The sequence below is a fragment of the Azohydromonas australica DSM 1124 genome (assembly GCF_000430725.1).
In the GTDB taxonomy this organism is placed as follows: Bacteria; Pseudomonadota; Gammaproteobacteria; order Burkholderiales; family Burkholderiaceae_C; genus Azohydromonas; species Azohydromonas australica.
The window spans coordinates 1-11,302 of the sequence record NZ_KE387223.1; the positions used below are offsets into that span (position 1 = coordinate 1).

Below are 11,302 nucleotides of genomic sequence, written 5' to 3' on the forward strand. Positions count from 1 at the left end.
CCATCAAGCGAGCCGGATACATGTGTGCAGACCAGTTCCATCACAACGTAGAGCTTGCAAAAGGCGTCGGCTCCATACATTTCGAAAAAGTACGACAACCCCGGGTCAGCCAGCTCATGTGCTGTCGCTCCAGCCCATTCCAGGCTCGGTCACTGGTTGAGAGCTCGCTGGCGCAGTCAGACCGTGGCCGGGCAGTGGGTGACGCAGTACCCGCTACCCTGTCCCTCAGGAAACACACCAGCTGGTTGAGCGAGCAATCATGCCAGCCTAGCTGGAACATGGGCCGTGGTTAGCTGGGCACGCTGATGCCAGTTCGAGTGGGGGCGTCCATCCATTGCCCCTGCGCCGTCCCTATGACCACCACGGTGCCGGCGGGGCGCACGGAAGACGTCACCCTGCGGCGCTTTGAGTACGAAGAGCGGTGCTGGCTGGAAGTCGAATCTCCCGACAGCAACGTGGTTGCCGGTTGGTGCAACGCGCCGGTGTACGCGCAGTGGCTGGACAACGGTACCCGGGGCACGCCGTGCGTGCATTGAGCTGCGCCAGCAGAAGGTTTTCATCGGAACCGAAGAGGACCGAATGGAAGCTGAAGAAGTTCGCGGCATCACCCGTGCTATCACGAGAGTGAAAACCCGCAGACTTGCCAAATCCTGTAGGCACTGAAGTCTTCGATCGGTGACTGCAGTGGTGCTCAGCAGGCACTGCACGCTTGCATCCGACCAAGCCCCCTTTGCCTTCACAGAGGCCCTTGCGGCCTGCTGGGGTAGGCGTAGATTGAAGATGTCATCCGAGAGGCGGTGCCGAGCCAGAATCGGACGCCGAAAGGCCGACCAAGTACCGCTCCCGCCTCGACCTTGAGGATGACTGGCAACCCGCTTGTGCGGCCACTACCGCTGGCGGGTTGCTTCATTTCGGCAGCCTGATGCCCCAGCGGCGCTGTTGGATGGATCCCAGGTCTTGGAACGCCAAACCATGTGACGGTGGGTGATCCCGGTCAGCCGAGCCTTTCTGCTTGAGCAGACCCTGCATCTGTCCGTTCTCCCAGCTTTGGCCTGAGGCGAGTGACAAGGGAAGGAGCAGCGGCAGGTCAGCCAAGCGTTGCGCGGTTTCGAAACCCGAGCTTCAGGCCCCGTCAAAGACTGCTTGCATGGCGCCACTTCCTGGCATGGGGTGGGCAAGCTCTGCCGTGATTCCTCGATGACACGGGCTTTGCCCGGGGCGGTGGCTCGGTGCGCTGCGGACAATGGGAATTACCCGCCACACGCAGCCGCGTCAGGCTGCCCAAGCACTTGCTGCAATGCCGACAGTGCCACCGGCTTGACCAAGTGCGCATCGAATCCTGCTGCGCGCGTACGTTGACGATCCGCCGGCTGCCCCCAGCCGGTAAGGGCCACAACCTGCAGCGCTTGGCCGCCTGGCATGGCACGCAACCTCCGCACGGCGTCGAAGCCGTCCATGCACGGCATGCCCAGGTCCATGAACACCGTCTCGGGCATCGCCTCGTGCGCGAGGCGCAGCGCCTCGATGCCGCCATGAGCCACGCGCACCTGGTGCCCCAGGGCCGACAGCAGGGCCCCGAGCGACAACCCGGCATCAACGTTGTCGTCCACCACCAGCACGTGCCGTGTGGCTGCCTTGACCGGCACGGCTGGCGACAACGGCCACCCCGGTGCGGATGTCCGCGGTGGGCCCTCCAGCAGCAGTGGCAGTCGCACACTGAAGGTGCTGCCTCGGTCGGCTCCTTCGCTGTGGGCGCTCATGCTGCCCCCGTGCATCGTCACCAGGTTGCGAGCCAGCGCCAACCCGATGCCCAGGCCCCCTTCGCTGCGGCCTTGGTGCAGACGTACCTGCGAAAACAGCTCGAAGACCCGAACCAGGTCCTCACGCAGGATGCCGACGCCCGTGTCGGCCACGCGCACTACCGCCTCGGCGCCCTCGCGCTGCGCCGTGACCTCGATGCGCCCGCCAGGCTCGGTGTACTTGGCTGCGTTGGACAGCAGGTTGACGATGACCTGCGACAGCCGCTCGAAGTCGGCCATCAACCGCAGATCGTCACCCATGCACTCCACCGTGAGCGTGTGGCCGCGGGACTCGATACCCGGGCGTGCGGCTTCGATACTGCTGGCAAGGATCTTCTGCAGCTCCACGGGCTGCAGCAACAGTTGCACTTTGCCGGTACTGATGCGTCCGACGTCGAGCAGATCGTCCACCAGGCGTACCAGGTGTGTGAGCTGGCGCTCCATCATCTGCACCATGCGCTGCTGGCGCTCGTCGCCAGGTCTGGTCAGCCGCATGAGTTGGACGCCGTTGCGCAGCGGCGCCAGCGGGTTGCGCAGCTCGTGCGCCAGGGTGGCCAGGAACTCGTCCTTGCGCCGGTCGGACTGGCGTAGCGCGTCCTCGGCTCGCGCGCGCTCCACGGCGGCCCAGGTGCGCTCAGCCGTGTCCTGCACCAGGGCCACCTCCAGCGGTGTCCAGGCCCGGGGGCAGTCCTGGCAAAGCGTCAACGAGGCCACGAGCCGGCCCTCCTTGAGCAGTGGCAGCGATACCAGGGCCTGCTGCCCCAGGGCCATGAGCTGCGCCCGCTCGCTGGGCAGGAACAGTACCGTGGCGGCCGAGTCCTGCACGACGGCGGCTTGGCCTTGGCGCAGCAGCCGGTGTAGCGCGGGGAAGTCGTCCAGCCAGTAGGTCCCGGCCATGCTGGGCTGGCCATCGGCGGTGTAGTCGTGGTGTATCACGGCTTGCCCGATGCTGTCGTCGTACTCGCAGTAGTAGGCGCGCGAGGCCTGCAGATGCCGCCCCAGCAGCGCGGCGGTCATGCATTGGATTTCGGCGGGGTTCGCCAGCGCGCGCAGCGCGTCGCCCAGCCGCACCAGGAACGCATGCCGCACTTCGCTGCGACGCAGCGCTTGCTCCGCCTGTTTGCGGCGCGTGATGTCGCGTACCCGCTCGGCCACCTCGCGCACCAGCAACACTTCTTTGGCAGACCACGCGCGCGGCGTGGCATGGTTGAGCAGCAGCAGGGCGGCCAGGCGGCCGTGCTCGACCAGGGGCACGTTGAGCAGCGCCCTCGCGCCACGGGCTTCCAGCGCTGCGGCATGCTCCACAGTTCGGGTGTCGAGCCGGGCGTCGGCAATGGCGACCGCTTCGCCGCACACCAGGTCGTCGACGAACGAGCCGTCGTCACGCAGGCAGTGCGTCCCTGCCATGCTCGGGACACCTGCAGCCGTCCAGTCGCGCTCAACGAGCACCATCCCGTTGCCGGCGTCCACCACGACGCCATAGGCCACGCGGCCCACGCCCAGCGTAATCCCCACGACCTGGGCTGCGGCCAGTGCAATGTCCTGTGACAGGTCGAGATCGCGTACGCGGTCACTGAGCTCGACAAGGGCTTGATTGCGCACCGCGTCCCACCTGCGCTCGGTGATGTCGGTGAATACGCCCAGTACCTGCTCGGTGTGGCCGTCATCGCCAGGCACCATGACGCCGCTGCTGGCCACGTGACGCAGCGAGCCGTCTGGCAACTGCAGCCGGTACTCCACGTCCACCCGTACGCCGCGTGCAATGGACTCCAGGCTCAGTGCGCGGATGCGCTCCACGTCGGCAGGGTGGATGCGCGAAAAGACCTCATCGGCCGTGGTGTTCTGTGTGGCGTTGAAGCCAAAGATCTCGCGTGAGCGAGCGTCGAGTCGCACGGCTTGCGTGCGCACGTTCCACTCGAACGCCCCCATCTGCGCCGCGGAGATCGCCAGATCGAGCTGCGCCCGGCTGCGGCGGAGTTCGGTCGCAGGGTTGGCTTGACCGGTGGGGCTCCAGGCGGCAGTGCCGCTGCGCGGAGGTTGGGGTGTCATGAAAGAGCAGTCGCGGGCAAACGAAAGGACCCGCCATGCCGACAACAGCGAGCGGCATGCCATCCCCAGGGACACGCTGGCCCGGGCCGGCACGCAGTGATGTACGCCAGCGCACCAACGCACCTTCGGCAACGCCTACGGTCACCGACGCAAGAGGCGACTCACGAGCCCGTCACGACGCGTCAGCCTGACATCGCCCCGGTGTGCATTCCAATGGCCCTGGTTGAGCTGGATGGGCGGCGTGCTAACGCTGGACAGCCGCCCGGGGCAGGGCAGTACCTTCAGCGTCACGCTGACATTCAGGGTGCCGCAGGACTGATCAAGCCAGGAGCTCGATCTCAACGCTTCGGGTTGCCGTCCTGCAGCTGCGGCTGCATGGGCAGCACGCGGTGCATCTCGTCGTTGAGCACCTGCACGTCCAGCGGCTTGTCCAGGTAGCCGTCCATGCCCGCGGCCAGGCAGTCCTGGCGCCCTTGCACGGGATGCATGGCGGTGGCGGCGACGATGGGGAAAGGCGGCACCACGCCCTGACGCTGCAGCGCGCGCAACTGCCGCGTGGCCTCCAGGCCGTCCATCCCGGGCATGTGCACGTCCATCAGCACCAGGTCGGGTGGCTGCGCGCGGCAGCAGGCAATGGCCTGCTGGCCGTCCGCGGCGATCTCGACTTCGCACCCGAGCAGTTCCAGCAGACCGCGCACGACCAGTTGGTTGAAGGGGTTGTCGTCCACGGCCAGGACACGGCGCATGGCCTGCCCGTACTGCGGCACGGGAGAAGTCTGGCGAGAGCGGGCTGTCGATAAGCGCGGATCGACGTGGCGTGCCAAGGCATCGATCTCAGCGCGGCTCAGGGGTAGCACGCGGATATCCACCGGCGTTGCGCCCCGGGCCCGCAGCGCAGGCGAGCCGTTGAGCACGGCCAGGACCAGCCAGGTCGCCGGCGACAGCTGCCTAAGCCGCTCCAGGTCTGCCAGTGTCGTCGGCGCCGACTCGGCCACCATCAGCAGCATCGGCGGGCCGGCCGGTGAGCCTTCATCGAGCAGGGACTGCGCTGCGTGCAGCGAGGGCAGCAGCCTCACGTGCCAGCCCTGGCGCCTGAGCCTGTAATCGACCGAGCCGAGCCCGCCGGGGACGTCCGTGACCAGCCAGGCCGGGGCCCCGTCAGCCTGTGCGGGCGCGGGCTCGTCGATCAACCGCGCGGGCAGCGTGGCTTGCCATGTGATGGCTACCGTCTCGCCCCGCGCCTTGTGCAGGCTCAGCGCCACGTCGATGGCCGGCTGCGTCGCCAGCGGCTCCTGCCACTGCGCGTGCATGTCCGGCCCCGCGACATCGACGCCCCTGATGCCATGCCGCTGTAGCACGCAGGCCAGGGTGTCGTCCGGCGCAAAGGCCCCGGTGCCGGCGGCGGTCACCGTAACGAGCCAGCGGTCCGTGTCCGCAACGGCCGCTTCGGCGCTGAGCGTGACGAAGCCATGCGCGATCGACTCCATCAGCACCAGCAGCAGCCGGTGCATCGCCGAGCGCATGAGATCGCGGTCGATGCCGAGGTCGATGTTGGGACCGCGGTAGTCGAAGAAGGACACTAGGCCCTTGGCGTGGGCCAGGAGCCGGACCTGCCGCGCGCTTTCGGTGAACAACTCGGAAAAATCCATTGGCGCGCCTCCTTGCCCTACGACGACGTGTGCCATGCCATGCCTGGCAGGCTTGCTTCACTCGCAGGGCCGTCAGGTGGCGCGCGGCTTGCCGCGACGGCCGGGCCGGCCCTCGGCCTGCGCCGCGGCGTGCAGCTCCAGCTCGATACGCTGTGCCGCCTTGCTCCAGTCGAGGTCCGAGATGTCGGCATCGACCACCCTGCGCAAGGTTTCCTTCGTGGTCCGGTCGAACTGGCGCATGAGCTCGCCCAGGAACGGGCAGGCTGCGAACAGCGCCACGGCGCTGAAATGCCCACCGGCCAACTCCGCCTCGACGCGCCGCGCCACGATCGCTGCGAAGTCGCGCATGCGCCGGTGCTTGGGGTCCAGCGGCCTGCCGACGTTCACCGGCACACGCTGCGGCTCACCAGGCGTGGCGCCGTTTGCAGCGCGGTGCACGCTGTCCAGCGTATTCAGGGTCGCGGTCATGGCATCGCGGCTCAGCAGCCGCGCTTCACTGGCATTGGCAATCAGGATCAGCTCCGTTTTCATGGCGTCATGAGGTCTCGGTGGTGTGCGGAATGGACTTGCCGCGAGCGAGCGTACCCATGCCCGTGCGCCTGCGGCAGGGCCGCAGGGCGATGGGCCGCGAGCCCGACAGGGTCGGCGCGTCATTGCACGCCCGCGGTGCGGTGCTCGGTGCAGGCGCGCCTGGTGCGCATGCAGCCACCATGTCCGCCGGCATCGAGCCCGTCTGTGCGCTGCCGCACCGAACGCCCCGGCCCGACCTGTGGCGAGGACCGGCCTGGCTGGGGTGCTATTGCGCCGTGACGACGGGCAGCAGCCGGTCGTACTCCTTGCGCACCACGGCATAGCATTCGCAGGTGCGGCGCTCCAGGCCGGCGCGGTCCAGCACCGTGATGTGGCCGCGCCGGTAGGAGATCAGGCCGTCGCGCTGCAGTGCTCCGGCGGACTCGGTCACGCCTTCGCGGCGCACGCCCAGCATGTTGGCGATGAGCTCCTGCGTCATCGCCAGCTCGGACCCCTGCAGCCGGTCCAGGCTCAGCAGCAGCCAGCGGCACAGCTGCTGGTCCAGCGAGTGGTGGCGGTTGCACACGGCGGTCTGGGCCATCTGCGTGATCAGCGCCTGCGTGTAGCGCAGCAGCAGGTGCAGCACCGGCGCCGAGCGCTCGAACTCGTTCCTGAGCCACTGCCCGCGCACGCGAAAGCCGCGGCCGGCGCTCTGGACCACGGCCCGGCTCGGGGTCGTTTCGCCCCCCATGAAGACAGCCACGCCCACGATGCCCTCGTTGCCGACGACTGCGATCTCGGCCGACGCGCCGTCCTCCATCACGTACAGCAGCGACACGATGGAGGTGCAGGGGAAGTACACGTCGCTCATCGCGACGCCGGATTCGTACAGCGCCGCGCCCAACGGCATGTCCACCGGCTCCAGCGCGGGCAGCCAGCGCGCCAGATGCTCCACCGGCAAGGCGGCCAGCAGGCGGTTCTGTCGTGGATCGAGGTCAGGGCTCATGGACGGCTCCAGCCAGCGACGGCTCGCCGCTGTGCGCTGCTTTCAGCGGAATTGAGCCCAGTATAGGGAGAGGGGAGCCAGGGTGCGCCAGCGCACCGACGACCTGCCCGGCTGTCCGACTTCAGCCATGTGCGCCATCGCACCGACGCGCCGCGCGGCAACCCTTAGCGTCGGGACCGGGATGTGACCCAAGGAACCGCCATGGGGCTCCAGCACGCTCGTCGCTGCCAACCGCGCCCGCAGGGCCTAGGCCGACCGGCAGGCGTGACGGGCAGCGCGGCCCCATCCACTGACCCGAGGAACCCCTCATGCAACGCATCCTGATTCTCGGTGGCACTGGCTTCGTCGGCCGGGTCCTGTGCGCACGCATGGCCACGAGCCACGCCGAGACTTGCGTGCGCGTGCCCACGCGCCACGTCTCGCACGCTCGGGCCCTGATGGCGCTGCCCCAGGTCGAGCTGGAGCAGGGCAACGTGCACGACGAGGCGCAGCTCACGCGCTGGCTGCGCGGCTGCGACGCGGTGGTGAGCCTCGTCGGCATCCTGCACGGCAGCGAGGCCCGCTTTCGCCACGTGCACGCGGAGCTGCCACGCAAGCTGGCGGCGGCCTGTACGCAGGCGGGCGTGCGCCGCATCGTCCACGTCAGCGCCCTGGGAGCCGCGGCGAATGCGCCTTCGAGCTACCTGCGCTCCAAGGCCGCGGGCGAGGCGGCGCTGAAGGCTTCCGGTCTGGACGTGAGCGTCCTGCGCCCCTCGGTAATGTTCGGCGAGGAGGACCACTTCCTGAACCTGTTCGCCCGACTGCAGCGCTGGGCACCAGCGGTGCCGCTGGCAGGCGCGCAGGCCCGCTTCCAGCCGGTGTGGGTGCAGGACGTGGCGCAGGCACTGGTGCGCTGCCTGGAAGACGGTGCCACCGCGGGACACACCTTCGAGGTGGCCGGGCCGACGGTCTACACGCTGGCCGAGCTGGTGCAACTGGCCGGGCGCTGCACGGGCCACGAGCGGCTGGTGATCGGGCTGCCCGAGGGGCTTGGTCGGTTGCAGGCGGCCGTAATGGGGTTGCTGCCCGGCGAGCCGCTGCTGTCGGCCGACAACCTGGACTCGATGAAGGTGGACAACATTGCCACCGGCGGGCTGCCGGGCCTGGATGCCCTGCGCATCCGCGCGGCCTCGCCTGCCGCCGTGGCGCCGGAGTACCTGCATCCCGCCTACGACTGCAAGCGGCTGGACGCCCTGCGCGCGCGCAGGGGCTGAGGGAGGGCATGAGGCAGCGGTATGGCCGAGACGGAAAACCTGCTCATCGCGCGCCTTCCGCAGCGCGACCGGCTGCGCTTGCTGGCCCTGTGCGAGCCGGTCCAGCTGCAGCCCGGGACCCTGCTGTACGCGCCCGGTACACCGGCGCGCCACGTCTACTTTCCGCTCGATGGCTTCGTCGCGCTGGTGGCGACCCTCGATGGCCAACGCGAGCTGGGTGTGGGCATGGTGGGCTGCGAGGGCATGGTCGGCGCCCCCTGGGGCCTGGACGCGGCCGCTACGCCGCTGCATGCGCTGGTACAGGGCAGTGGCGCCGCGCGGCGCATCAAGGCCGGCCAGCTCCGTCACGAGCTGGTGCCTGGCAAGGCGCTTCACCAGGCCCTGGATCGCTACCTGCACATCATGCTGATGCAGCTGGCGACGACGGCCGCGTGCACGCACTTCCACCTCGTGAGCCCGCGGTTGGCCCGCTGGCTGCTGATGAGCGCGGACCGCGCGCGGGCCGACAGCTTCCACCTCACGCACGAGTTCCTGGCGCGCATGCTGGGCGTGCGACGCGAGGGCGTCACCCACGCCGCGGGCGAGTTGCAGCAGCGCGCGCTGATCCGCTATCACCGGGGGGAAGTCCTGGTGCTCGACCGGCCGGGCCTGGAGGCGGCCGCCTGCGGCTGCTATGCGGCCGACCGGCTTCTTTACGACACGCTGCTGGGCCGGCGCCGGCCAGGGCTCGGATCAGCTCTCGTGTAAGTGGCGCAACCGGGCATAGGCCACCGCATCGGCCAGCCGGTCGTAGTGGAAGCCCTCGTACACATAGCGGCCGTCCTCGAAGGAGACGCCCAGCGACTGCATGAGCGTGGTGTCCGCGGCGGTCGGCGGCTCCCCGGGCTCCCCGCCGTCGTCGAAGGAGCGGTCGGGCAGGTTGTCCTCGGGCAGCATGCGCGCAGCGCGCGTGCCCACCAGGTGCGCGTAGGCCACGGCATCTTCCAGGCGTGTATAGCGGTAGCCGCGAAAGTGGTAGTAGCGCCCTTCGTGGCGGATGCCCAGCGTGGCCATCAGGCGTGCCTGTTCTTCCAGGTCGGCAGCTTCGGGGCCGGCAGGGCCCTGCGCCGAATGGTTGACTGAAGTGCTCATGTGACTGCTCTCCCAGGGCGGTATGAAGCTTGTCTCCATGCCTTGGATGCGTACGGTGCGGCTCATGCTCAGGGTGCCTGGTGATGAGGAACGCCGGCCACGGGTGGAGGCCCCATCACGTGGGCGGCTTGCGCCGGTGCCGTGGCGACGGCCCACAACGCCACGGCCCAATCCGGCTGGCCGAAGGCCATAAACAAGGCCTCCAGGCCCGCGAGGATCGACACGCTGAAGCGCGTGATGGCATTCATGGTCTGCTTTGATGGACTGTCCGGATGGACACCATGCTCGGTTGCTGTGCAGCGGTCTGTGCGCTGGTGCACAGACTCGCGCGCCTGACGCACGCAAGCTGCCGGCAGCCTTTTTCCGGACTACCGAGTGGAGCCGTGATGCCGCAGCAACCGAGCGTTGCCGGCCATGGAAACGCCCAAGCCGAGCCGACCAGGAAGCCCGTGATGCGTCTTGCCGATTTCATCGAGCAACACATGCCCGTGATCCTGGCGTCGTGGGACGCCTTCGCCGCCTCGCTGCTGCCAGCGGCCGCCGGCGCCAGCAGGACCACGTTGCGGGACCATTCCGAGCAGATCCTGCAGGCCATCGTCCAGGACCTGAGGACGGCGCAAAGTCCGCAGCAGCAGGCGGCCACGGCCTGGGGGCGGGCGATCCAGCCCGCGGGCGCCGGGCATACGGCGGCGCAGACCCATGCGGTGCTCCGTGCCACGAGCGGGTTCACGATGCAGCAGATGGTCTCCGAGTACCGTGCCCTGCGTTCGGGCGTCCTGCAGCGGTGGTTCGAGGCGCATGCGCCGGGTCCGGAGTCCCTGGAAGACGTCATTCGGTTCAACAAGGCCATCGACCAGGCCGTCACGGAATCGGTGGACTTCTTTTCCAGGGAAGTCGAGCGCTGGCGCAACGTGTTCCTGGCCGTGCTGGGTCATGACCTGCGCGGTCCGCTCAACGCCATCCTGTTGAGCGCGCAGCGCATTGCCGAGCTGGGGGAGGGCTCGCCGGTCAGCGGACCCACCGAACAACTGATGCGCAGCAGCGCGCGCATGAAGGAATTGATCGACGCCCTGCTCGACTACAGCCGCACCGTGCTCGACATGGGTTTCGTGGTCCGGCCGGCGCCGCTCGATCTGGCGCTCGTGTGCCGGGAGGAAATCCAGGTGCAGCAGGCGGCGCTGCCCCACTGCCGCATCGAGCTCGCCGTGGACGGCGCGACGCGCGGCAACTGGGATGCCTCGCGCATGAAGCAGGTCGTGAGCAACCTGGTCACGAACGCCGCGCTCTACGGCGAGCCGGGCGGCCCGGTGAGGGTGACCTTGAACGGCACGGAGGCCGAGCTCAGGCTGTCCGTAGAGAACCCGGGGCCGACGATCCCGCCGGAAAGCATCGAGCAGCTCTTCGAGCCGCTGCGCCGCGGCGTGAACAGTGAACTCAACCCCGAACGCAGCAGCATGGGGCTGGGCCTGTTCATCGTGCACCAGGTGGCGCAGGCCCATGGCGGCACGGTCGTGGTGGACTCGGACCACGGCAGGACGATCTTCACCGTCGTGTTGCCCAGGGGGCCTTGTCGGGCCGCCTGAGTGCGCAGGCGGCAGGCTGCCCACGGAAGCGCCAGCAGCCTACTTGCGCTTGAACCTCGGGGGCAGCGCCGCCGGTACGCCGGCCGCAGCCGACACGGGCACCGGCGGGGGACGCTCTTGCTTGGGCTTCTTTGCTTCCTTGTTGCCGCGTCGTCGCTTGGACATCATCTGCTCCTTTGTCGAATGAGGGGGCCCACGTACCCGGTGCGCCTTCAACCAACATGCTGGGGTGCTCGCGGCAGGCGCGTCTGTGCGATGGCGCACGCAAGGGTCATCCGGCGCCAGAGCGCACGCGACACCGTGGCGGTGCCTACACTGCTCT

General features: G+C 68.6%; 11 protein-coding genes. 4 read left to right on the plus strand and 7 right to left on the minus strand.

Annotated elements, in window-relative coordinates:
- The first annotated feature begins 353 nt into the window (after window positions 1-353).
- Window positions 354-536, plus strand: a complete 183-nt coding sequence (locus H537_RS0139530; protein WP_029002236.1) for a hypothetical protein — start codon at window positions 354-356, stop codon at window positions 534-536.
- A 714-nt stretch (window positions 537-1,250) separates the two neighbouring features.
- Here H537_RS0139530 and H537_RS50230 read toward each other — a convergent pair.
- The 4 genes from H537_RS50230 to H537_RS0139555 form a co-directional block, all read right to left on the minus strand.
- Window positions 1,251-3,848 (minus strand): hybrid sensor histidine kinase/response regulator, encoded by a 2,598-nt coding sequence (locus tag H537_RS50230; RefSeq protein WP_169517198.1) that lies wholly within the window; start codon window positions 3,846-3,848, stop codon window positions 1,251-1,253.
- Window positions 3,849-4,186: 338 nt separating this feature from the next.
- Complete coding sequence (locus H537_RS0139545; protein WP_029002237.1) at window positions 4,187-5,497, minus strand: response regulator; 1,311 nt, start codon at window positions 5,495-5,497, stop codon at window positions 4,187-4,189.
- Between the two features lie 72 nt (window positions 5,498-5,569).
- On the minus strand, window positions 5,570-6,028 hold the full coding sequence (locus H537_RS54825; RefSeq protein ID WP_029002238.1) for a host attachment protein: 459 nt from the start codon (window positions 6,026-6,028) through the stop codon (window positions 5,570-5,572).
- Between the two features lie 265 nt (window positions 6,029-6,293).
- A complete protein-coding gene (locus H537_RS0139555; RefSeq protein ID WP_029002239.1) occupies window positions 6,294-7,013 on the minus strand; it encodes a Crp/Fnr family transcriptional regulator in 720 nt (239 codons plus the stop codon).
- Between the two features lie 308 nt (window positions 7,014-7,321).
- Here H537_RS0139555 and H537_RS0139560 point away from each other — a divergent pair, with 308 nt between their 5' ends.
- Window positions 7,322-8,266, plus strand: coding sequence for a complex I NDUFA9 subunit family protein (locus H537_RS0139560; protein ID WP_029002240.1), 945 nt, complete (start codon window positions 7,322-7,324; stop codon window positions 8,264-8,266).
- A 21-nt stretch (window positions 8,267-8,287) separates the two neighbouring features.
- Entirely contained in the window at window positions 8,288-9,013 is a 726-nt protein-coding gene (locus H537_RS48525; protein ID WP_051244733.1) for a Crp/Fnr family transcriptional regulator, read from the plus strand.
- Here the strand turns inward: H537_RS48525 and H537_RS0139570 are convergent.
- The gene (locus H537_RS0139570; protein ID WP_029002241.1) at window positions 8,999-9,397 is read right to left on the minus strand and encodes a hypothetical protein; all 399 of its coding nucleotides are present in this window, start codon (window positions 9,395-9,397) and stop codon (window positions 8,999-9,001) included. The two genes, H537_RS48525 and H537_RS0139570, sit on opposite strands and share 15 nt — an antisense overlap.
- Before the next feature lie 68 nt (window positions 9,398-9,465).
- Window positions 9,466-9,645, minus strand: a complete 180-nt coding sequence (locus tag H537_RS0139575; RefSeq protein ID WP_029002242.1) for a hypothetical protein — start codon at window positions 9,643-9,645, stop codon at window positions 9,466-9,468.
- A gap of 204 nt (window positions 9,646-9,849) precedes the next feature.
- On the opposite strand from H537_RS0139575, the gene H537_RS0139580 reads away from it, so the two are divergent.
- Window positions 9,850-10,980, plus strand: coding sequence for a sensor histidine kinase (locus tag H537_RS0139580; protein ID WP_029002243.1), 1,131 nt, complete (start codon window positions 9,850-9,852; stop codon window positions 10,978-10,980).
- Window positions 10,981-11,019: 39 nt separating this feature from the next.
- Here the strand turns inward: H537_RS0139580 and H537_RS56400 are convergent, their stop codons facing one another.
- Window positions 11,020-11,145 (minus strand): hypothetical protein, encoded by a 126-nt coding sequence (locus H537_RS56400; protein WP_259375266.1) that lies wholly within the window; start codon window positions 11,143-11,145, stop codon window positions 11,020-11,022.
- Window positions 11,146-11,302: the final 157 nt, after the last annotated feature.

Excerpts from the sequence above, each read along its gene's own strand:
- H537_RS54825 (WP_029002238.1), bottom strand. The coding sequence starts at position 6,028 with ATGAAAACGGAGCTGATCCTGATTGCCAATGCCAGTGAAGCGCGGCTG.
- H537_RS48525 (WP_051244733.1), top strand. The coding sequence starts at position 8,288 with ATGGCCGAGACGGAAAACCTGCTCATCGCGCGCCTTCCGCAGCGCGAC.
- H537_RS0139545 (WP_029002237.1), bottom strand. The coding sequence starts at position 5,497 with ATGGATTTTTCCGAGTTGTTCACCGAAAGCGCGCGGCAGGTCCGGCTC.
- H537_RS0139570 (WP_029002241.1), bottom strand. The coding sequence starts at position 9,397 with ATGAGCACTTCAGTCAACCATTCGGCGCAGGGCCCTGCCGGCCCCGAA.
- H537_RS50230 (WP_169517198.1), bottom strand. The coding sequence starts at position 3,848 with ATGACACCCCAACCTCCGCGCAGCGGCACTGCCGCCTGGAGCCCCACC.
- H537_RS0139530 (WP_029002236.1), top strand. The coding sequence starts at position 354 with ATGACCACCACGGTGCCGGCGGGGCGCACGGAAGACGTCACCCTGCGG.
- H537_RS56400 (WP_259375266.1), bottom strand. The coding sequence starts at position 11,145 with ATGTCCAAGCGACGACGCGGCAACAAGGAAGCAAAGAAGCCCAAGCAA.
- H537_RS0139580 (WP_029002243.1), top strand. The coding sequence starts at position 9,850 with ATGCGTCTTGCCGATTTCATCGAGCAACACATGCCCGTGATCCTGGCG.
- H537_RS0139575 (WP_029002242.1), bottom strand. The coding sequence starts at position 9,645 with ATGAATGCCATCACGCGCTTCAGCGTGTCGATCCTCGCGGGCCTGGAG.
- H537_RS0139560 (WP_029002240.1), top strand. The coding sequence starts at position 7,322 with ATGCAACGCATCCTGATTCTCGGTGGCACTGGCTTCGTCGGCCGGGTC.
- H537_RS0139555 (WP_029002239.1), bottom strand. The coding sequence starts at position 7,013 with ATGAGCCCTGACCTCGATCCACGACAGAACCGCCTGCTGGCCGCCTTG.